Annotated in this window: 21 protein-coding genes; 7 read left to right on the plus strand and 14 right to left on the minus strand. The window is 62.7% G+C overall.

Annotated features, from left to right (window positions below; all coding sequences use genetic code 11):
* Nucleotides 1-228: 228 nt before the first annotated feature.
* Nucleotides 229-1,833: a peptide chain release factor 3 gene (locus tag R4P65_RS16065; protein WP_411742552.1), complete on the plus strand. Its 1,605-nt coding sequence runs from the start codon at nucleotides 229-231 to the stop codon at nucleotides 1,831-1,833.
* Nucleotides 1,833-2,483, plus strand: coding sequence for a nicotinamide riboside transporter PnuC (pnuC, locus tag R4P65_RS16070; protein WP_230814267.1), 651 nt, complete (start codon nucleotides 1,833-1,835; stop codon nucleotides 2,481-2,483). The genes R4P65_RS16065 and pnuC overlap by 1 nt, the downstream gene beginning before the upstream one ends.
* A gap of 93 nt (nucleotides 2,484-2,576) precedes the next feature.
* Here the strand turns inward: pnuC and R4P65_RS16075 are convergent, their stop codons facing one another.
* A complete protein-coding gene (locus R4P65_RS16075; protein WP_317827250.1) occupies nucleotides 2,577-2,753 on the minus strand; it encodes a hypothetical protein in 177 nt (58 codons plus the stop codon).
* A gap of 55 nt (nucleotides 2,754-2,808) precedes the next feature.
* On the opposite strand from R4P65_RS16075, the gene R4P65_RS16080 reads away from it, so the two are divergent.
* Entirely contained in the window at nucleotides 2,809-3,117 is a 309-nt protein-coding gene (locus R4P65_RS16080; protein ID WP_317827251.1) for a hypothetical protein, read from the plus strand.
* A 45-nt stretch (nucleotides 3,118-3,162) separates the two neighbouring features.
* On the opposite strand, the gene R4P65_RS16085 is transcribed toward R4P65_RS16080, so the two are convergent.
* From R4P65_RS16085 to R4P65_RS16115, 7 genes are all read right to left on the minus strand, one after another.
* Nucleotides 3,163-3,837: a pyridoxal 5'-phosphate synthase gene (locus R4P65_RS16085; RefSeq protein WP_317827252.1), complete on the minus strand. Its 675-nt coding sequence runs from the start codon at nucleotides 3,835-3,837 to the stop codon at nucleotides 3,163-3,165.
* A gap of 25 nt (nucleotides 3,838-3,862) precedes the next feature.
* A complete protein-coding gene (locus tag R4P65_RS16090; protein WP_230814270.1) occupies nucleotides 3,863-4,363 on the minus strand; it encodes a nuclear transport factor 2 family protein in 501 nt (166 codons plus the stop codon).
* A 97-nt stretch (nucleotides 4,364-4,460) separates the two neighbouring features.
* Nucleotides 4,461-5,102 (minus strand): TetR/AcrR family transcriptional regulator, encoded by a 642-nt coding sequence (locus R4P65_RS16095; RefSeq protein ID WP_317827253.1) that lies wholly within the window; start codon nucleotides 5,100-5,102, stop codon nucleotides 4,461-4,463.
* A gap of 21 nt (nucleotides 5,103-5,123) precedes the next feature.
* Nucleotides 5,124-6,860: an ABC transporter ATP-binding protein gene (locus R4P65_RS16100; protein ID WP_317827254.1), complete on the minus strand. Its 1,737-nt coding sequence runs from the start codon at nucleotides 6,858-6,860 to the stop codon at nucleotides 5,124-5,126.
* Nucleotides 6,857-8,758: an ABC transporter ATP-binding protein gene (locus tag R4P65_RS16105; RefSeq protein ID WP_317827255.1), complete on the minus strand. Its 1,902-nt coding sequence runs from the start codon at nucleotides 8,756-8,758 to the stop codon at nucleotides 6,857-6,859. Before R4P65_RS16105 ends, R4P65_RS16100 begins: the two co-directional genes overlap by 4 nt.
* Complete coding sequence (locus R4P65_RS16110; RefSeq protein WP_317827256.1) at nucleotides 8,755-8,973, minus strand: hypothetical protein; 219 nt, start codon at nucleotides 8,971-8,973, stop codon at nucleotides 8,755-8,757. The genes R4P65_RS16105 and R4P65_RS16110 overlap by 4 nt, the downstream gene beginning before the upstream one ends.
* Nucleotides 8,974-9,024: 51 nt before the next feature.
* The gene (locus R4P65_RS16115; protein ID WP_317827257.1) at nucleotides 9,025-10,407 is read right to left on the minus strand and encodes an MFS transporter; all 1,383 of its coding nucleotides are present in this window, start codon (nucleotides 10,405-10,407) and stop codon (nucleotides 9,025-9,027) included.
* A gap of 84 nt (nucleotides 10,408-10,491) precedes the next feature.
* Between R4P65_RS16115 and R4P65_RS16120 the strand changes: the two genes are divergently transcribed.
* Both R4P65_RS16120 and R4P65_RS16125 read left to right on the plus strand, forming a co-directional pair.
* Nucleotides 10,492-11,130, plus strand: coding sequence for a helix-turn-helix domain-containing protein (locus tag R4P65_RS16120; RefSeq protein ID WP_317827258.1), 639 nt, complete (start codon nucleotides 10,492-10,494; stop codon nucleotides 11,128-11,130).
* Nucleotides 11,131-11,201: 71 nt separating this feature from the next.
* Nucleotides 11,202-12,176, plus strand: coding sequence for an ABC transporter substrate-binding protein (locus R4P65_RS16125; protein WP_317827259.1), 975 nt, complete (start codon nucleotides 11,202-11,204; stop codon nucleotides 12,174-12,176).
* Between the two features lies 1 nt (nucleotide 12,177).
* Here the strand turns inward: R4P65_RS16125 and R4P65_RS16130 are convergent, their stop codons facing one another.
* From R4P65_RS16130 to R4P65_RS16150, 5 genes are read right to left on the minus strand one after another with little or no spacing between them, the layout of a single operon-like run.
* Nucleotides 12,178-13,218, minus strand: a complete 1,041-nt coding sequence (locus tag R4P65_RS16130) for an ABC transporter substrate-binding protein (RefSeq protein ID WP_317827260.1) — start codon at nucleotides 13,216-13,218, stop codon at nucleotides 12,178-12,180.
* Nucleotides 13,215-14,093, minus strand: coding sequence for an ABC transporter ATP-binding protein (locus tag R4P65_RS16135; protein ID WP_317827261.1), 879 nt, complete (start codon nucleotides 14,091-14,093; stop codon nucleotides 13,215-13,217). Before R4P65_RS16135 ends, R4P65_RS16130 begins: the two co-directional genes overlap by 4 nt.
* The gene (gene fepG / locus R4P65_RS16140; RefSeq protein ID WP_317827262.1) at nucleotides 14,090-15,139 is read right to left on the minus strand and encodes an iron-enterobactin ABC transporter permease; all 1,050 of its coding nucleotides are present in this window, start codon (nucleotides 15,137-15,139) and stop codon (nucleotides 14,090-14,092) included. Before fepG ends, R4P65_RS16135 begins: the two co-directional genes overlap by 4 nt.
* Nucleotides 15,136-16,248, minus strand: coding sequence for a Fe(3+)-siderophore ABC transporter permease (locus R4P65_RS16145; RefSeq protein ID WP_317827263.1), 1,113 nt, complete (start codon nucleotides 16,246-16,248; stop codon nucleotides 15,136-15,138). Before R4P65_RS16145 ends, fepG begins: the two co-directional genes overlap by 4 nt.
* Nucleotides 16,245-17,132, minus strand: coding sequence for a siderophore-interacting protein (locus tag R4P65_RS16150; protein WP_317827264.1), 888 nt, complete (start codon nucleotides 17,130-17,132; stop codon nucleotides 16,245-16,247). The genes R4P65_RS16145 and R4P65_RS16150 overlap by 4 nt, the downstream gene beginning before the upstream one ends.
* Nucleotides 17,133-17,389: 257 nt before the next feature.
* On the opposite strand from R4P65_RS16150, the gene R4P65_RS16155 reads away from it, so the two are divergent.
* Complete coding sequence (locus R4P65_RS16155; RefSeq protein ID WP_317827265.1) at nucleotides 17,390-19,048, plus strand: ABC transporter ATP-binding protein; 1,659 nt, start codon at nucleotides 17,390-17,392, stop codon at nucleotides 19,046-19,048.
* Nucleotides 19,045-20,802: an ABC transporter ATP-binding protein gene (locus R4P65_RS16160; RefSeq protein ID WP_317827266.1), complete on the plus strand. Its 1,758-nt coding sequence runs from the start codon at nucleotides 19,045-19,047 to the stop codon at nucleotides 20,800-20,802. Before R4P65_RS16155 ends, R4P65_RS16160 begins: the two co-directional genes overlap by 4 nt.
* Here the strand turns inward: R4P65_RS16160 and R4P65_RS16165 are convergent.
* On the minus strand, nucleotides 20,744-21,469 hold the full coding sequence (locus R4P65_RS16165; RefSeq protein WP_317827267.1) for a hypothetical protein: 726 nt from the start codon (nucleotides 21,467-21,469) through the stop codon (nucleotides 20,744-20,746). The two genes, R4P65_RS16160 and R4P65_RS16165, sit on opposite strands and share 59 nt — an antisense overlap.
* Nucleotides 21,470-21,609: the final 140 nt, after the last annotated feature.

The following is a 21,609-nucleotide window of genomic DNA, read 5'->3' on the forward strand; positions in this document are numbered from 1 at the left end:
TGGTTATTGCATCGTGGTCTGCGAGTATCCTTTCTCTGTTGTGCTGCCGCACTCTCCACCTGTCCGCGCACCGGCACGTCGCCGGCACTGACGCCCACTTCGAGAGGTTCTTCGTTGACTACCCCGTCCGACTCGACCGTCCCTTCCGACTCGACTGTCCAGTCCGACACCGAAGGCCCCGATTCCACCGAGAGCGGGACGGTTGCGGTCACGACGACCACCAAGGGTTTGTCAGCCGAGGCGGAGCGTCGCCGCACCTTCGCCGTCATCTCGCATCCTGACGCCGGTAAGTCGACGCTCACCGAAGCGCTGGCACTGCACGCGAAGAAGATCTCCGAGGCAGGTGCCGTCCACGGCAAAGCCGGCCGCAAGTCGACGGTCTCGGACTGGATGGAAATGGAGAAAGCCCGCGGCATCTCCGTCAGTTCCACCGCACTGCAGTTCAACTACCACTCGTCCGAGACCCCGGACGAGCAGATCAACGTCATCAACCTCGTCGACACCCCCGGTCACTCCGACTTCTCCGAGGACACGTACCGCGTCCTGACCGCGGTCGACGCAGCCGTCATGCTCATCGACGCTGCCAAGGGTCTCGAACCGCAGACGCTCAAGCTGTTCCAGGTGTGTCGTCACCGCGGTATTCCGGTCATCACGGTCATCAACAAGTGGGACCGCCCCGGCCAGACTCCGCTCGAACTGCTCGACGAGATCAGCGAGCGGATCGGCCTCACACCCACTCCCCTGTACTGGCCCGTCGGCATCGCCGGAGACTTCCGCGGACTGCTGCGTCGCGGCGAAGACGGCGAGGCTCGCGAGTACGTCCGCTTCACCCGTACCGCCGGCGGCGCGAAGATCGCCCCCGAAGAGGTCATGGACGCCGACGCCGCACTCGCCAAGGAGGGATCCGAGTGGGAGACCGCGGCCGAGGAGAGTGAACTGCTCTCTGCTACCGGCCAGGACCACGATCAGGAGATGTTCCTCGCCGGTCAGACGTCCCCGGTGATCTTCGCGTCCGCGATGCTCAACTTCGGTGTCCGCCAGATCCTCGATACCCTGGTCGAATTGGCGCCACCGCCGCGAGGCCGCGAAGACCTCAACGGCAAGCCGCGCGAGGTCACCGATCCGTTCAGTGCGGTCGTCTTCAAGGTGCAGGCCGGTATGGACACCGCGCACCGTGACCGTCTGGCATTCATGCGCATCGTCTCCGGCGTGTTCGAGCGCGGCATGGTCGTCACGCACGCACAAACCGGCAAGCCCTTCACGACCAAGTACGCGCAGACGGTGTTCGGCCGCGAACGTTCCACTGTCGAGTCCGCGTTCCCCGGCGACGTCGTCGGCCTCGTCAACGCCACCGCCCTCGCGCCCGGCCACACGCTGTACACCGAGAAGAAGGTGGAGTTCCCGCCGATTCCGTCGTTCGCGCCGGAACACTTTTCGATCCTGCGCGCCGAAAGCGCAGGCAAGTACAAGCAGTTCCGCCGTGCCGTCGACCAACTCGACTCCGAGGGCGTCGTCCAGATTCTTCGCAACGACATCCGCGGCGACGCCTCCCCCGTCATGGCGGCCGTCGGCCCGATGCAGTTCGAAGTTGTCGCAGCACGCATGAAGGCCGAGTTCAACGTCGAGGCCAAGATGGAACCCCTCGGCTATGCATTGGCCCGTCGTACCGACGCCGCGTCCGAAGTCGAGCTGAACCGCCAACGCGGTGTGGAGGTCTTCACCCGATCCGACGGTGTCCTGCTAGCTCTTGTCAGCGACAAGTGGCGCCTGCAGTACATCCAGAAGGAACTTCCGGATCTGACGCTCGAACCCCTCGTCGCTGCTGCGGACTGATGAGCCTGATCGAGGCGCTGTTCGACGCAGAACTGCACATCGGCAGCGCCACGATTCTCTGGCGAGAGATCATCGGAAACGCGTTCGGAATAGGCTCCGCGATCGCCGGCGCACGACGCTCGGTATGGGCGTGGCCTGTCGGTATAGCCGGAAATGCCTTGTTGTTCACGGTGTTCATGGGCGCTCTTTTCCACACGCCGCAAGAGCTCAATCTCTACGGCCAAGCCGGCCGTCAGTTGTTGTTCATCACCGTCAGCGTCTACGGATGGACTCAGTGGCGACGTGGGGCACGCGACTCCGGTCGCGCAGTCCTGCCCCACTGGGCGACAACTCGCGAGCGTCTCGCGATGGTCGCCGTCATGGCAAGCGGCACAATCGCTTTCGCCTGGATCTTCGACCTTCTCGGCTCGTACGGGGCGTGGGCGGAGGCCTGGATCTTCACCGGTTCCATCCTCGCCACGTACGGCATGGCACGCGGCTGGACCGAGTTCTGGCTCATCTGGATCGGCGTCGACGCCGTCGGTGTCCCCCTCCTTTTCCGGGCCGGATACTACCCGTCGGCACTCCTCTATCTGGTCTACGCATTCTTCGTACTGTGGGGCTTCGCAATGTGGCTGCGTATTCAACGTCGAACTCCACAAGGGGTATGAACACAAACCAACTCCTGGTATGTTTACGTCCATTAAGCACACCTACGGTCTGTTTACGGGCATCAGGAGCAAAACAATGGAAGACAAAAACTCTCACGGAACATCGGCCTCCAGCGGTTCCGGCAACGGATCGAGAGCCAGCAGTTCAGCGAGTAATAATTCCGCGAGCAACGGTGCGGCGAGCAACGGTGCGGCGAGCAACGGTTCCGGCAGCGCCACCGCCACAGCAGATTTTCTGTCGACCGCACCCAAGCAATCGGATGCCTTCACGTTTCCGCTTCCCACCCGAACCACGGCCGCACACAGCAGCGGAGAGGACCTTTCAGTGCCAGCTTCAACACGCGAATCATCGAGGACACTCGAGACTCGGAGTCGCACCGTCGTACGGCGCGACGCGATGGGCGTAGCTGCCGTTCGAGTGGCCGGGCGTCTCACCCACACCGAACTCATCGCGAATCAGGCCTCACCCTCGAGCACGCATTCCTCCGATCCCATGATGGACCTGGACGAGTTGCTCACGATGCTCGGCAGTTACCTGTTGTCCTCGGGGTTCGAACATCCCGAAATCCACGCCAAACTCGGCGGACAGTCGATCGTCGTCAACCTCGTGTCGCCGGAGATCAGCGCCAGCTGATCTGGGCCCAGCTGTTCAGGGCCCAGCTGTTCAGGGCCCAGCTGTTCAGGGCCACAGCACTGAGCGTCTCCATGCTCGGTCCGAGCCACGCCTGTACAACCACCGCTGATGCCGACGCCCGGAGTCTGCCTGCCAGAACTCGACAGACTCCGGCTCGACGCACCACGCACGCCAGTCCTTCGACACGAACCCTGGGTCGTCGCCGATTCTTGCTTCCGCGGCGGCCACCGACGTGTCGTACGCATCGAAGTCTTCGAGCACCTCACTCTGCTTACTTGCCGTCGCCACCGCTCTCGCAGTGACGGAGCGTTCGACGAAGTCTCGGCGTCGAAGTGCGTCTTCACCCTCGTGAACCAATCCGCGAATCCGGACCTGCTGGCCCGTCTCACGCCAGTAGAACGCGAGCGACGCCCGCGGATTTTCTTTCAGCTCAATACCTTTCGGGGATGCAGCCGAACCGGAGAACCAGAATCCACCCTCGGTCACATCCTTGAGGATGAGGAAGCGGGAATCGGGCATGCCGTCGCCGTCCACGGTCGAGAGTGCACACACGTGTGGCTCGACGACCCCGAAGGCCACGGCCGCACGGAGCCAGTCGAGGAACAACTCTCCTGGGTTCTCCGGAAAACGTTCAGGCGCGGGCGGCGGGGTTCCGGTCAGTGCGGGAATACCGCGAATCCATGCCCGGACGTCCGGCAGCGAGAAATCTGCGTCAACCATGAGCCGACTCTAATCGCGCGCGACCTCAGGAGACGTTGCGAACGATCGAGTCACCGAACGAGGGTTGCTGCAGCAGCGCCCACTTGTTGGACGTCAATCGAAAACTAGGCATGTCGGCGAGCGCCACCACCGATTCCCAGGTGCGCTCGTAGCTTGTGTGGGAGATTCGCCATTTACCGTCGCTGCAGCGGGTGTATCTGTCGTGATAGAAAGCCGATCCACGAAGCAGCATGCCGTCCTCGGGGATGACCACCGTGTCCGCAAGGCACCAGATCCCGGTTGCGGTGTCTCCATCGACGTCGATCTCGGGTTGCCCACATTGATGTTCGGTGATGATGTGTGAGCCGAGGGTGTTCTCGAGGAAGGAGACAAATGAATCTCGAGAATCGAAGCTGAGTTGTTCTCCGTAGATCGCGGTGGCGTCGACGGTCAGAGTGTCCGCGAAATCGACCCACGATTTGGTGTCCAAGGCGCGTGCGTATCGGTACTTGAGTCTTTGGATGAGAACAATCGCTTCGAGATCCATGATCCCCGCCTCCCGGTGCAGCAACCACCCGTCCTATGCGTGCACATTAGCCTGTATCACGCAGAAACGGGCATTACTCTCAAAGCTAGTGGAAATGTCAGCCGATAACACGCTTTTCCAGGCCGTCGAGCATGATCGTGATCTTCTCGTCCAACCAACCGCGTCCGTGCCACCTCGATTCGTCGCCGATCCCCTCGATCAACGACTCCGACGCAGTCCAACTCTCCTGATACGCCTGGCGTGCGGAACGCGAATCCGCGGAGCTGACGGTCTTGTCCAGTGCCGCCATCATCGCGAACTGAGTCATCGTCACCTCGGAGATGAAGTCCACCGCCAGTACCGCGTCGTGTGGCGTGAAGCCTTGCGCAGTCAACGAACCGACCAGTTTCTCCACGATCTCGATTATCGCCGGCGGCGTGCCCGGAACAGCGAGACCAACCTGGGCGAGACCAGGATAGCGCTCGAACGAGGACCACAGAACGTCGCAGAGGTCCTTCAGAAATTCACGCCACGGACGATCCGTGTCCGGCCACACAGTCTGACGCACAACGTGATCCGAACAGGCCCGCAACAGCGCTTCACGGTCGGCGAAGTAGCGATAAAGTGCAGAATGACTGACGCCCAGACGCTTTGCCACACTCGGCATGGTCAATTCACTCAGATCACCAGCCAGGGCGGCCTCGACGATGTCCACTCTCGACAACGTCGGCGGCCGCCCCGTCTTCTTTCCGGTCTGCATTCTGCTCAGCCTGCCACCTGCTCAGCCTGCTACCAACCGCCATCCCGACGCACGGTGGCGCTGATTCCAGAACGCGGCGTAGTTCCCGCCGGCGGAAAGGAGAACTTCGTGGGTTCCCACTTCGACGATCGATCCGTCGTCACCGAGCACGATGATCTGGTCTGCGGCCACGACGGTCGACAGCTTGTGAGCGATCACGAGCAATGTGCTTTCGCTGGCGAGTTCCTGCATCGCTCGCTGAACGTGTGCCTCGTTCTCGGGATCGAGCGCCGCCGTCGCCTCGTCGAGCAACACGATGGGTGCACGTTTGAGGAGTGCACGGGCAATGGAGACTCGCTGCCGCTCTCCACCGGACAGTGCCGTCCCGCCCTCACCGACACGGGTGTCCCAACCCCGCGGAAGTCGCTCGACGATTTCCGCGACGCCGGCGATCCGAGCTACATCGAAGACTTCCTCGTCCGTGGCTTCGGGGCGGCCGAGGCGGATGTTCGCGATCAACGTGTCGTCGAAGAGATACACGTCCTGGAAGACCAGGGACAACTGCGACATCAGATCGGCACTCGTGAGGTCACGCACGTCGACGCCGCCGACACGCACCACCCCGGAGTCGACGTCGTAGAAGCGCGAGATCAGCCGGGTGACGGTGGTTTTGCCCGAACCCGACGGACCGACCAACGCCGTCAGCGACTTCCGCGGCACGTCGAAGGAGATGCTCCGCAGAACCTGCCCGCCGTCGGCGTAACCGAAGTCGACGGCGTCGAACTGCACGGCCTTCTCCCCCGTCGCCGTCCCGCTGGTTTCGGGTTCGACCAGTGGTTCCACTTCGAGGATCTCGGACATCCGACGGATTTCGTTGCGTGCCATTCTGATTGCGCCGCCGAACTCGCCGATCTCACCCAGTGGTTGGATGAACCGTGCGGTGAGCCCAAGTAGCGCGATCAACGTGACCGGGTCGATGTCGCCGCCGAGCGCGAGGAACGCACCCAAGATGATCACGGCCGAGAACACGAACTGTAGGGCGATCCCGTTGACCACGGAACCGATCACCACGAACCACAGTTGTGAGCGACCCGCGGAGTGCTGAGCTTCGATCGCGTCGTCGAGCGGTTCGTACACCCCGTGGGTGCGTCCGAAAGCACGCAGGACCGGTTGGCAACGCGCGTATTCGAGCACTCGATTATTCGATTCGACCGCCGCGGCATGCGCCTGATCGTCGGCTTTGGCGGTCATCGCCGAGGCAAAGCGTGCTGCTGCGAACAGAATCGGAACGCCGACCACCAGTGCGAGCCCGAGCCGCCAGTCGAAGAACAGCATGCACACGACAATGGTTGCCGGGCTGGCGATTCCGGAGATGATCGGTGTCATCAGATGCGCAGCCGCCCCCATCACCGAGATGGTGCCCTTGCTGGCGACCTGCGATACCTGGCCGAGTCGGCCGGCACCGAACCAACCGAGCGGGAGCCTGACGAGGTGATCGCCGAGGCGCAGATGCATCGTCCGCAGCAGGGTGAGCGCCGACTCGAATCCCTTGATGGCCTGCAGGTAATGCGCAATCGAACTGATCACGGCGCATACGGCCATGGCGGCGAGCCACCGAACGAAACTTCCCCAGTCCCGCTCGAACAGTGCCTGCACGGTCGGCACGAGCAACGCCACTGCCAAACCCTGCATCACGCCGTACAACACTGCCCACACCAGGAACTCTCGATAGCGTCCTTGATTCTGCGGGCCGAGTATCCGGAAGAGGTCGCGAATCATGAGTTGGCCTTTCCTCCTGCTTCGGACGTACCCGCGGTGTTGTTTTCAAACGAGTCGGCCCGACTGTTCTCAAACGAGTCGGCCCGACTGTGACTCGCCCACATCCGGGCATACGTCGAACCATTCGCCACGAGCTGATCGTGCGTACCCTTCTCCACGATCCGCCCGGCGTCGAGCACCACGATCTGATCGGCACTCACGATCGAAGCCAACCGGTGCGCGATCACCAGCACCGTGCGCCCCACCGTCAAACGCGACAATGCTTCCTGGATATCGGCTTCGGACTCCGGGTCCGCAAACGCGGTCGCCTCGTCGAGCACGAGAACCGGAGTGTCCGCGAGAATGGCCCGCGCGATGGAGACTCGTTGCGCCTCACCGCCCGAGAACCTGGCGTCGACCCCGACCACAGAGTCGTACCCTCTCGGGAGGGCTTCGATTCGGGTGTCGATCTGCGCGGCTGCGGCAGCAGCCTTCACCTCGGCCGGCGACGCCTGGGGGCGGGCAAGCCGAATGTTGTCGAGAACTGTTGCTTCGACCAGCTGCACGTCCTGCAGAACGAATCCGACGTGGCGATACAGCTCGTCGGTAGCGACGTCCCGGACGTCGACACCGCCGATAGCCACGGATCCGGTACGCACGTCATGGAATCGGGGAACGAGCGTCGCCAGTGTCGACTTACCCGAACCCGAAGGTCCGACCAGCGCCGTCACCGTGCCCTCCGGCAGAGTCAGATCGATGCCGCACAGAACGTCGGCCCCGTTGTCGTAGGCGAAAGAGACTCCGGAGAATCGAACTTCGTTCCCCGCCGGCTTTTTCGGATGATCGGTTTCCGCCAGTGCGTCGGTTGCGAACAGAGCGACCAGCCGCGCCGCAGCGGCAGCAGCCTCACGGCGGGCCTGCATACCGAAGCCGATGGTCGTCACCGAAACCGGAATCACCATCGCGACAAGAGAACTGGTCAGCACATCAATGGGTGACACCCACCCGGAGTGGACGAACCACGAGCCGAGACCAAGGTTCACCACCAGCACTACCGGTGCGCTCAAGGCAATCGAGGCCAGCGCCTCGGTCCGAAGCATCGGGCGAACCCAGCCCTCGTACGAAGCGGCAAAAGCCTTGGCGGCATCGCGGTATCGAGAATGTGACTGCCGGTCCTGACCGAAGGTCTTGACCACTGCGATGCCGGTGACGAACTCGACGATCGTATTGCTGATGGCCGCGATGCCCTCATTCATCCGGCTCATCTTGACGGCCATGTCCTTGGTCATCGTCGCATAGGCGATCATGTAGATCGGGAGCGTGGCAATCGCTACCAACCCCAGACGCCAGTCGATCGAAATCACGTAACCGAGTCCGACCAGCGGCACCGCGATGGCTCCGGTGGTCTCGACGGCGCTGTGCGCAACCAGGTAGTGGAGATCGGAGATGTCGTTCTGCGCAGCTTTGCGCACCGTCCCGGACGAGTGGGAGGTGAACCAGCCCAGAGGAAGTCGCCCGAGCGTCGCTGCGATTCGGCGTCGAAGCACAGCTTGGAGATTCACGTCGGCGAAGTGCGTGACAATCAACGCACCGCCACCGAAGAACGCACGCATACCCAGGCCGAAGACAACCACCCACACGATCGTCCAGACGCGGGACGAGTCGATGTCGCCGCCCACGATCAGCGTCTTGCCCAGTTCGGCGATGGCCACGTACGGGACGATGGCAGCGACCGCGGCAATCACCTGCATCACCGTCGCGATGGTCGTCCGTGTGCGAACTGGCGCAAGGAGTTCGCGTAGCGCGCTCTTGTGCGCCGCCGCTTCGGCCTTGGCCTGTGAGGCTTCAGCCGCAGATCCATGCGGCGTGTTTGCCTCCTCGGGTGGAACGTCTGCTGTCTTGTGCTGTGTTGTCGTCATTTCGAGAACGCCTTCCATCGGATGACTGCGTCGGCGTCGAATGCAAGGCAGCCTTGGAGTTCCGCGCCGGTGAGCGTGCGATCCGCAAGTACCCCGAGAGCCTCGCTCTGCAAGGCCTCCTTCGCTACCTGTGATTGCGGGGTGGCGAAGACCGTATCGGGCTTGACCTCGAGCGTGAGTGCCGTTGCTCGTAGGCCCCACTGCTGCCGCATCATCTCTCCCTGCTTTAGTTACATGCTGTCTCAATTAGGGGAGCCTACAATAACTCAGATCGTTTGTGCAGCCCTCGTCACCGGAAGTGCAATCGCCGGCAGACACGCGACAACACTGATGACGGCACCCATCACGAACGCCACCGCAAAGGAGTCGCCGGACATGCCGATCGCCAGGACCGCCGTGGTCACCGGGGCGCCCACCGCCGATCCGACGGTTCTGATCACACTGTTGACTCCACTGGCCGCTGCCATTTCCGATGGCGGGACGATCGAGGCAACCAGCAGAGCACAGACCGCGAACCCCACGCCGTTCCCCAATCCGACGAGGGAAAAGAACGCCACGATCGCACCCACCGAACTCGGCCAGATCGCGAGTCCGACTGCGCCCGCCGCCATGAGCGCGAGCGCTATGACCGCAGGCACTCGCGGCCCGAATCGCCGCGCGAGAGCCGGCGTCAAACGGCCACCGAGAAAGACGAGGACAGCGGCGGGTAAGAGCGCCAAGCCGGTCTGCACAACAGTGAATCCGCTTCCATACGTGGACGTTTCCGGCGCCTGGAGGATCCGCGGCAGACAGAGGTAGAAGATGTACGGCACGAACCCGAACACCAGGGTGAGTGCGCTGGTGATCATCATCGGCTTGTCCCGAAAAACTCGCATGTCGACGATCGGAGCGTCGTGACGGGAATCGACGGCAATCAACATTGCGAACGAAACGAACGCGATCACCACCAGTCCCCAGAATCCGAGCGACAGAACTCCCCAGTCGGAGGCTTTGGTGATCGCCAGGAGCAGGCTCACCAATCCGAACGCCAGAGCGCCGGCACCGGCCCAGTCCGTCGGCATACCCGGCCGGCGATGCGAACCCGGCACTACGGCCACCACTGCGACCAATGCAAGCACGATCAGGATCCCGGCGATCACGAACAACCACTGCCAGCTGAGGTACTCGAGAATGACACCGCCGATCACCAGTGCACTTCCGGCACCAATTCCCAAAGTTCCAGCGAGCCAACCTATCCCTGAAGACAACTCGGGGCCGGCCACCGTTCTTCGCAGCACTGCCATCGCGAGCGGGAAGCTCGCCATGCTCACTCCCTGAAAAGCTCGAACGACAAGGAGCACCCCGATATTCGGGGCGGCCGCCGCGGCGAATGTCGCGAGAGCGAAGATGATCAGGACGATCACCAGGACTCGCTTGTCGCCGAATCGGTCACCCATCGCCCCGATTATCGGAGCCATCACCGCGGCCGCCAACAGGTACGCCGTCAGGATCCAGCCGGTCACCGCCACGGACGTATCGAAATGCTTGCCCAACACCGGCAACGCCGGCACCAGCATGGTCTGCATGAGCGAGTAGACGAGTACCGCTCCAGCCAGGGCTGCGATCACCCGCCTCCCGGATCGCGTGGGCGCCTCTGTCAAGGTCGTCATCGACACCTTCCTCCAATCATGAATCGAATCGGAACGGAACCCTCCGTTCCGATTGAGTAAACCATGCATTGCTAGCCTGTGGGAATGGCGAAAGAGAATGCGAGCCTCCCCGGACGCGCCCGAGAAGCCGCAGACAACGACGTCACCGTGCTGCGAGCAGCGCGCGAGATTTTTGCCGAACAGGGTTGGAATGCACCGGTATCGGCGATTGCCGCACGGGCCGGAGTGGGCGTCGGCAGCATCTATCGCCGATACCGAGGCAAGGAGGAACTGGCGCAATCCCTGCGCGTCTGGGCGATCGATCACCTCGCCACCCTTGCCCGAGAGTGCGTGAGCACCGCGAAAACCGATGAAGCCGTATTGAAGACGTTCTTCTCGCGATATCTCACCGAATCGGTGGGACCGCTCATTCCGGTCCTCGGCGGCAGGTTGCCTGAACACGCCGAAGTCACTCGTGCCGCCGAAGAATTGGAGGCCGCACTGCAATCCATGGTCGACGTCTGCGTCGACGCTCACGAAGTCCCGCCCGGCTTCACTGCTGCAGACGTCATGCTCATGACAGTGCATCTGCGGCCGACTCTGCCGATCGAGGGCGATCGAGCCACCGAAATACACACGCGTTATCTCGATTTCATGCTCGACGGACTTCGTGGCGGAACACCTCAACCGTCGATCACTCCCCCATCCTGGAGCGAATGGCTTCAGATGTGGCAGGGCACCTGACCCGGAGAACACCCGAACGGAACATCAGGTTAGGCTTACCTAGCTTAGTTCGCCATGTTCGGAAGGTTTTCATGAAACTCACCCGCCGGTTCGCCGGATTCGCCGCACTACCCGCCGTCGCCGCACTCCTACTCACCGGTTGCGGAAGTAGCGACGCATCACCTTCTACCGAGACCAGGTCCGCCGACCAGTCCTGGAGTTACACAACGGGATACGGAAACACGATCACCCTCGATCACGCCCCGCAGCGGATCGTCGTCGACGCGTATTCCGCTGCTGCGCTGTGGGACTACGGTATTCGGCCGGTCGGCATCTTCGGTTACGGCGTCGGCAATCCCGACGTCACCGATCATGCCGACGAGTCGACCATGAGGGTCGTCGGCCGTGAAGGCGAACTCAGCGCGGAAGCACTTGCGGCACTGGACCCCGACCTCGTCATCGGGTACGGCAACAGTGACGACCCGACGCGCTGGACTTGGTGGGACGAGCCGATGGGCAACACCATCAACAATGTTGCACCGTTTGTCGGTGTCAAGTTCTCCGGAGCCTCGACACCGGACGTGTTGAGCGAATATGCCTCACTCGCCGAAGCTCTCGGCGGGAACACCGACACAGCCACAGCACGCGAGGGCAAGGAAGCATTCGAATCCGGTGCAGAGCGCATCCGAACTGCCGCGGGCAAGGTCGACGACATCGAAGTCCTCGCCCTGAACGGTGACAGCTCCGAGTTGTACGCAGGCACAACGGCGCTCGCCCAGTTCGGTTATCTGAAGGAACTCGGTGTGAAGTTCACCGGACCGGGAGGCGACAAAGGCTGGGCCGACCTCAGCTGGGAGCAGGTCCCGGATTACCCGGCGGACATCGTGTTCCAGTTCGCGAAGTCCGCAGAAGCATTCGCAGCATCACCCGTGTTCGTCAAGCTGCCCGCGGTGACCGCGAACCAGGTGATCGACTTCGACGACAAGCGTCCCAACACCTACGCCAATTACGGCGCTTGGTTCGAGCAGGTTGCACAACTACTCGACCAGGCCCGCAACGTCGCCTGAATTACTGCCCAGCAGTGATTCGCCCGGCCGCTTCCTCGAGAACGTCGAGGAAGATGGCCGCGGTGAGCGCAAATCCTTGGTTGTATCGCGCGTCGCTGGTCAACACGTTGCCCGCTTGAACTGCAGGCAACCGCTGCCACGTCGGCTGCGTCTTGATCGCGTCGAGCGCTTCCTGATCGCGTGCTTGCGCGATGATCACATCCGCCGGAGCCAAGGTGTCGAGTTGCTCGAAAGACAACTCAAACGAGTTTTCTGCATTGTCGTCGTCGCGGAAAAGCACGTCGAGGCCGGCATCGATTGCGACGCTGATCCTCAGATTCCGCTGGTGCACCAGGAATCCGGTCGGCGTCTGAACGCCGAAAACGATCTTCTTTCCGCCGAGCTTCTCCTGCAACATCGGACGCAGTCTCGCGAGTTTGTCGTCGTACTCCGCGATGGAAGCCTCGGCGATCGCCACCCGGTCGAGCTGGCTCGCCTGCGCCATCAGCGCACCTCGCCAGTCGACCGGGTGTCCGGCGATCGGTTCGACGTCGTCGCCGACGACCAACAGCGGCGCGATGGAAGACAAGCGCTCGGTGCCGTACCAGTCACTCGTGTGGCCAATCGCAGTGATCACGATCAGATCGGGTTCGAGAGCGAGCAGAGCCTCGAAATTGGTGGAGAAATCGCCGGCGACGTTGACGAAGCTCGCGTCCTCGATGGTGCGGCCGGGAAACTGGAATCCTGCCTTGGCATCGGGGAACCAGAAGTTCCCCGAACCGACGATCGGGTAGTCCATCATCATCGCGAATTCGAGGTCGACGCGGCCGTCCAGCACCACAACGCGCTTGGGGTCGCGCGGAACGTCGCCGCTGAACTCGCCCCACGTGTACGGGAGAGTGTCACTGGCCGAGTCCGACTCGGCATCCGAAGTTCCACACGCACTCAGCACCAGTGCTGCAGCCACACCGGCTGCGCCACCGAAGAATCGGCGCCGTGAAATGCGGTCGACGATCTGAGCCCACTCCCTGTCGGTGACCTGCGTATCCAGAACGAGTGTCATACCTTTACTCCTTCGATGTTTCGCTGACGCTCGCGTCCCAGCGGAATGACAAGCGGTGTGCGGGAAACCGGATCGTCGATGATGCGGCACGCCATGCCGAACACCTCCTGCACCAGTTCTTCGGTGATGATCTCCGCGGGCGGGCCCTCGGCGACCACCGCGCCGTCCTTCATCGCAATGATGTGAGTTCCGTAGCGGCACGCGTGATTGAGATCGTGAAGCACAGCCACCAGCGTGTGCCCGTCGTTCTCATTCAGATCGCGGCACAGCTCCAACAGCTCGATCTGATGCGCAATGTCGAGGAACGTCGTCGGCTCGTCCAGCAGCACCAACGGAGTCTGCTGCGCGAGAACCATCGCGACCCAGACACGTTGGCGCTGACCACCGGACAGTTCGTCGACCGGCCTGGCCGACAGATCCGTGACCTTGGTTGCCTCCATCGCCTTGATGACGGCGGCCTCGTCCTCTCGCGACCACTGGCGGATCAGCTTCTGATGCGGATAACGTCCTCGCGCAACCAGATCGGCTACCTTGATGCCGTCCGGGGCGATCGACGTCTGCGGCAGAAGCCCGAGCCGCCTCGCAACTTCCTTGGCCGGGTACGACGTGATCGCTTTGCCGTCGAGAAGGACCTTGCCGGTGGTCGGCTTGAGCAACCGGGACAACGCACGCAGAAGCGTCGACTTGCCGCAGGCGTTGGGACCGACGATGACGGTGAAACCACCGTCGGGGATCTCGACGTCGAGGTGCTCCGAGATGACGCGCTTGTCGTAACCGATCGTGACATTCTCGGCGCGAAGCCGATTCATCCTTTCAGCCACGACGGCGGCCGTACTTGCCTCGTTCACACTGTTCCTCGTTCCTTCACCGATCACTGCTTACGGGCCTCTCGCGCGAGAAGCCAAACAAAATAGATGCCACCGATGGAGACGGTGACGACGCCGACCGGCAACTGCGTCGGCGCAAAAGCTCGCTGCGCCACCCAGTCACTGACCATCAGCAGTGCTCCACCCATCGCAGCCGACGGCAGCAGAGTCACTCCGGCGCTACCGGTCAATCGTCTGACCAACTGCGGAGCCGCCAGCGAGACGAACCCGATGGGCCCGGCCGCAGCCGTCACCATGGCTGTCAACGCAACACCGAGAACAACCAGGGACAGCCGGGTGGGTTCGGCCCGGACGCCGAGCGCCTTGGCGGCGTCGTCGCCCATCTCGAGCATCTGCATCCGCCTGCCCAACACCAGGATCAGCGGAATGAGGATGGCCAGCACGACAACAACCGGCCACACCTGAGTCCAGCCGAGACCATTTAACGAACCGGCACCCCACACTGCAGCAGCCATGGCGTCGTCGAGTTTTGCCTTGAGGATCATCCAGGTGTTGACCGAGCCCAACATCGCACTGATAGCGATACCGACGATGATCAGCCGGAACCCCTGCACGCCACGTTTGTACGCAAGCAGATAAACGACTGCTGCGGTGGCGATTCCGCCCACCAGAGCGCCGACTGCGATCTCGTAGTACGTGCCACCGATGAGGAGGATGACCACCAGAGCACCCGTGTACGCACCGGAGTTGAACCCGATGATGTCCGGGCTACCCAACGGGTTCCTGGTGAGCGACTGGAAGATCGCACCACTCATGCCGAGCGCCGCACCGAGCATCAGCGCCAACAGAACCCGGGGCAGACGCCATTCCACGACGACCATGTGAATACGCGCGGGCGCCTCGCCGAACAGTGCGCCGAGGACGTCCCCGATCGGCACCTGGTAGTCACCACTACCGAGCGCGATGACACCGATCGCCAGTGCAAGCGCAACGAGGACGAGGCAGACCATGACCGTGCGGACGTCGATCCGCGCGGACCAGCCTTCTTTGGGTGATCGCACCACCGTGGTGGGGCGCCCGAAATCGATGCTCATAGACCGCTCACCTTGCTTCGACGCACCAGCATGATCAGCACCGGAGCACCGATGAAGGCCGTGACGATGCCGACCTGAAGTTCACCCGGGCGCAGCACGATTCGGCCGACGACGTCGGAGAAGAGAAGAAGAATCGGCGAACACACCAATGTGTACGGAAGAATCCATCGCTGATCCGGCCCGACGAACCATCTCGCGACGTGCGGAACCATCAATCCGACAAATCCGATCGGTCCGGCCGCAGCCGTCGCCGCGCCACACAGCAAGGTCACCGCAATGACGCCGAGGATACGAGTACGGGTGATGTTGGCACCGAGCGAACGTGCCAGATCGTCACCCAAGGCCACGGCGTTGAGTTGGCGCGCCAATGCGAGGGCCAGGAAGAGCCCGATGAGAATGAAGGGGGCAACGGCGAGAACGATTTCCAACGAACGTCCACTGAGTGAGCCGGCATTCCACTGACGCATCTGGTCGAAGGCAGTCGGGTTGAGCAGGGTGATACCGGAAGAGATGCCGCCGAGCACCGAGCCGATCGCAACACCGGCCAGGGTCAGCCGAATGGGCGTCGCACCACCTCGGCCGATCGACCCCAACGTGTAGACGATCGCCGTGGCTATCACCGCTCCGAGGAAAGCGAACCAGATGTAGGACCAGATGCTGGTCAACCCGAAGACCGCGACGGCAACAACCATCGCGAACCCCGCGCCGGCATTGACACCGAGAATTCCAGGGTCAGCCAAGGGATTTCGTGTCATCGCCTGGATGAGGCCACCGGCCACACCGAGCGCCATGCCGACTAACAGACCGAGCAGAGTTCGCGGTAGCCGCAGGTCACGGATGATCACGTGATCATTGGAGTCGTCGTAGTTCATCAGAGCGTCGATCACGGTGCCGAACGGAATGGTCTTCGATCCCACCGCGATACTCAGAAGGAGCACGGCGGCGAGCGCTACCAGGCACACCAGAAGACCTGCCATACGACGAGAGTTAGTCGATACCAGCCCGTCCGGTTGCTTCTGCTTCTCTTGCAGCGACTCGTCGATCAGCTCTTCGGTGTGTTTGTCGACTGCGCTTTTGTCGACTGCACTTTTGTCGAATCCAACGGTCACAAGCCGGCGCTCTCTAGAGTCTTCTCGACCTCGTCGCGGATCTCTTCCTCGTCGCGGTCCGATTCCCAGGCTGCATCGAGTGCCGCGCGGACATTTTCGTCGAGGGCCTCGTACTTCGCGTTCCACACCTCGGCCTTGTAGGTCCAGTAGCCGATGACCTTGTACTGCTCACCAGGCAACTTCAGTTCGTGGCGAAGGTACTTGCGGATGTCGCGGAGCATCGTGCTTTCGCCGGCCACCCACACGTATCCGAGATCGGTAGGCAGGTTCATCGCGCGGACCGCGTCCGGGAGTTTCGACGGTGCAACACCGTTGCCGCTGCCGACGAGCCAGATGAACTCGACGTCGGCCGCGGAGGTGATCTGCTGCTTGTGAGACTCGTCCACCACCTCGACGATTGCCTTCGCCGACGTGCCGGCGGGCAACTGTTCGATCAGGCGCCCGAGTGCGGGGAGTCCAGTCGCGTCGGCGACGAATACCTGCCAGCGTACGTCGGCCGGCGGCTCGTAGAGCCCGCGAGATTCGCCGATCGCCAACTTGTCGCCGATCTCAGCGTTCTGCGCCCAGTCGCTGGCGATGCCGCCCTCGTGAACGACGAAGTCGATCGTCATGCGGCTGGCTTCGGTATCGAACCGTCGCACGGTGTACGGCTGGCACGGGGACGGTTCCTCGCCCTCCGGGTACCGCCAACCGCGTGGCGCGTCCGGATCTTCGGCCGGCAGAACGAACTTGCCCGTGGCCGGGACCGGGAAGTGCAGACGCAAGTATTCGTCACCGGTGCCAGTGGTTTCGAACGCGGCCAGCTCCTCCCCACCGAACACGATACGAACCATTCCCGGGGTCACGTACTCCTTGTGAAGTACCTCGCCGAACACAAGACTCACAACAATCTCCAACATCGATGGAACATGAACCGGACCCGAACACGAGGATCAATCCGACTTCCGGACATAGTTAACCCGCGCTAAGTAAGGTAGACCTTAATTTATTGCAGTGTTGTCGATGAGTCGATGCCTTCCCCGCCGCAACGGGGCCAACTACTATCGCGATTCGGCCACCGCCAGACGTATGGCCTGTTCACGACAAGTATTGGCACCTGTGTGACTTCTGACTACCGCCCACGGTCCCTAGCGTGGACCCAGTGCCTTCGACACCACTTCTTTCGGCCGATACAAACGGTCCCCCAACCAGCCCGGCGATCACGCCGCGCCAGGTAATCAGACACGCGATCGCCTCCGACGGACGCGGAGCCAAGCTGGCGGCAGCGTCCGTCGGCTTCACGGGCCACCAGGTCGCGGAAGCATTGGTGCCGGTGGTGATCGGTGCGGTCATCGACCGAGCTGTGGCGACCAGCGATGCGGCAGCACTGGGAAAGTGGATCCTCGTTCTCGGAATTCTCTTCACCGGCTTGTTGCTCAGTTGGCGCTTTGCGGCGCGCATCTCCGATTCCGTCACCGAGCACGGAGCACACCGCTTGCGGATGGACATCGCGAGCCGAAGCCTCGATCCGCACGGCATGTCGCCGCGGCGCATGCCCGGCGAGGTCTACTCGATCGCAACATCCGACGCGGGTTCGGTGGCCGGATTCACGCACACGCTGAGCACAAAGCTCGCCGCGGCCTGCGGAGTACTGACCGCAGCGATCTCGCTGCTCGTGATCTCGGTACCGCTCGGCCTGCTCGTCATCCTCGGCACTCCCCCGGTACTCGCCCTCATGCAGGTGGTCAGCCGACCGCTCGAACGCCGAGCCGAAACCGATCAATGGCAGGGAGCCAAAGCCGGTGCACTGGCCGCAGACCTATTGTCGGGGCTTCGAATCCTGTCCGGAATCGGCGCCGGAGACGCTGCAGCGCAGCGTTATCGGGGAGCCAGCCGGACTTCGCTGGAAGCAACCCTTCGCGCACAGCGATACCAAGCGATGTACTCCGCCGCGAACGTGGCGATCGCCGGCGCTTTCCTGGCCGTCATCGCGTACGTAGGTGGGCGGATGGCAGCATCCGGGAGCATCTCGGTCGGTGAATTCGTTGCCGTGGTGGGCCTGGCACAGTTCCTTCGAGGTCCGTTGATCGACATCATCTACTTCGGCGCCGGCCTGGCACGGGCCCGCGCTTCCGCCAACCGCGTCGCAGCGCTTCTCAGGACCGGCGAGGCTGTCACACCCGCGAGTGAACCTGTACCCCTGAACCACTCGGAGTTCCTGACGCTGCGTGACGTCGTGTTGGCCGGAGCGTCACCGGTCGATCTCGATGTCAAACGCGGCGAGATCATCGGCATCGTCACCGAGAATGCCGCCTGGGCGGATGCGTTGGTCGACGCACTGGCTCGTCGAATCGAGCCTTCGAGCGGAACGATTCATCTCGGCGACAACGCCATTCACGAACTGCACATCGACGAGCTCCGGACCCATGTTCTGGCTGCGCCGCACGACGCCGCACTGTTCATCGGCACAGTCGGTGACAACATCGAGGCACTCGCACCGATCGGCAGCCGCAGTGACGGGGCAATCGCAGCCGCTGCCGCAGATCAGGTGATCTCGGCCCTTCCACTTGGCCTCGCCACCCGAGTCACCGAGCAAGGAAATTCGCTCTCCGGCGGTCAGCGTCAGCGCATCGCCCTGGCAAGGGCACTGGCGAGCGAAGCTCCGGTCCTGGTGCTGCACGACCCCACCACTGCCGTCGACTCCGTCACCGAAGCGCGCATTGCACGCGGGATCGCCGAGGTACGCGGGGCGCACGCCACAATACTTCTGACCAGCAGCCCCGTGCTGCTCGATATCTGCGATCGGGTGATCGAGCTGTGAACGAACTACTCCCCACCGCAACACCGAAACAAGCGCGCCGCGCGGCACTTCGGTTGATGGGACCCCACCGGATCTCCGCGATCGCAGCAGTCGTCACCCTGACCGCCGCGACCGCGATCGGCCTGCTCACACCGCTGGTCCTCGGCGCCATGGTCGACGCCGTGACCGACGGAGACGGCGACGCTGTCTCTCGCATCGGCACACTGACTCTCGCGTTGGTCGGCATCGCGGTTGCCTCCTCCTTCCTCGTCGGAGTCAGCAACTACCTGCTCGCCGGTGTCGGCGAACGGGTTGTCGCCGACCTGCGCGAAGAAGTTGTCGTCCGGGTTCTCGATCTTCCGCAGAGCGACGTCGAACGAGCAGGGCGCGGAGATCTCGTCTCCCGCATCACCGGGGACGTCCGCTTGGTGACCCGCGCTGTATCCGAAGCACTTCCGGTTTTTGCCACCGCGGCACTGACCATCGCGTTGACCCTGATCGGATTGGGCAGCCTCGATTGGCGATTCGCCATGGCCGCGGTGATCGCGGCGCCCATCCAGATCCAGGCGCTGCGCTGGTATCTCTCGAGGTCGGCACCGGTCTACCGCGAGGAGCGAGAGGCGGAAGGTGCACGTGCGCAACAGCTCCTGGACTCACTGAGCAACTCCGACACCGTCGGATCGCTCCGTCTGGCCGAGCCGCATCTCGAACAGATCGAATCTCGATCGATGACGGCCGTCCGGCTGAGCTTGTTGACCACGCGTCTACGCACCAGGTTCTTCGGCCGACTCAACATCGCCGAGTTCATCGGCCTGTCCGCCGTGCTGATCACCGGCTTCTGGCTGGTGAAAGACGGTCAGATCAGCATCGGTGCCGCCACCGCCGCAGCATTGTTCTTCCATCGTCTCTTCGATCCGGTGGGTGCGGTTCTCAGCGTGTTCGACGAATTGCAGGAAGGCACAATCGCGTTGGCTCGCCTGGTCGGAGTCACACTTGCGCCCGTGCCATCCGCACCGACCGATCCGCAGGAACCTGTCGACAGCTCGGCGTCGTTGGAACGCGTCACATTCTCGTACCGTGGCGGCGACGCTCCTGTTCTGCGAGACATCGACATCATCATTCCGGCAGGAACCGTCACCGCACTGGTGGGCGCTACCGGAGCCGGAAAATCGACAGTCGCAAAACTGATCGCGGGGACCTACGAACCGACCGAAGGCGTCGTGAAGATCGGGGACGTCCCCCGGAACGAACTGCCGCGGTCGACTTCTCGAAGCGCGGTCGCTCTCGTGACGCAGGAGGTCCACGTCTTTGCCGGCACATTGGCCGAGGATCTGCGGCTGGCCGACCCGTCGGCAACCGACAACGACATCACTGCGGCGCTCGATACCGTCGGGGCCTCCGATTGGCTGCGGGCGCTCCCGGACGGACTCGAAACCGTGGTCGGAGACGGTGGACACCGGCTGACCGCAACACAGGCACAACAACTTGCGTTGGCGAGAATCGAATTACTGGATCCGCCGCTGCTGATTCTCGACGAAGCGACCGCCGAAGCGGGCAGCGCCGGAGCCAAGGTCCTCGACGATGCCGCGCTCGCCCTGACCCGGGGTCGCACTGCTGTCACAGTGGCACACCGACTCTCGCAGGCCGTCGACGCCGACCAGATCCTCGTCATGAACGACGGCCGCGTCGTCGAGCAAGGCTCTCACGATGAGTTGGTCAACCTCGGCGGTCGGTACGCGGAGCTGTGGGAAGCGTGGTCCGCGCCGCGGCGCTAGGCGAGATCGATACGCCGTCAGCCTTTTCGGAATCGAGATGCCGGCGTATCAATGACGTCCCGACAACCACCACTGCCGGAACCCACATGAAGCTGTACAGAGTGCGGAACGTCTCGCTCTCTCCTGCCAGAGCTCCTACCATCACCAATCCAGTAGCCCAGATCAGCGCTGCGAGCATGTTGAGCAGCGCGAACTCTTTGTGCTGCAGGGTGCTACCGGCTAACAGTCGAGGTGCAACGGTCCGAACAGCTCCCACCGGATGCGCGCACAGTGCAGTCAGCTGAGGGCGCTTGTGTACTTGCTCGATCAACACGCCCTGCCACCGCACCGCAACCTTGGGCAGCTTGACTTCGAGTCCTTGCGGAAGCACCACGAGGCCACGAACCCGTGACCGCCGAAACGCGAGTTGTGCCCCCGCACTGGAACCCACAGCGATCGCGATCACCGCAGACACCGCGTCGACCGCGCCGGCAGATACCAACACACCCATCGTGATCGGGAGACTGTTGCCCGGAGTCGCCAAACCGAACAGAAATCCGGACTCGATCAGCAAGAGAAGTGCGACGCCGACGAGCAGGACTACGGACGGAATATGTGCAAGGTTGTCGACATCGACGACTCGGGTGAACTGCGCCGCCAAGGTGTCGATCCGCTCCAGAAGTTCCATAGGCACCAGCGTCGCGATTCCAGCGACCGAAGTCGGCAGCGTGTGCCGACCGATACACGGTGGGGTTTCCCCTACTATCAGTCCGTCAGTTGGCCTGAATGTTTGGACGACCCAGCGCCTCTAGGCTGTTCAAACCGGCA

This window comes from Rhodococcus sp. IEGM 1318 (assembly GCF_033142465.1).
Lineage (GTDB): Bacteria > Actinomycetota > Actinomycetes > Mycobacteriales > Mycobacteriaceae > Rhodococcus_F > Rhodococcus_F qingshengii_B.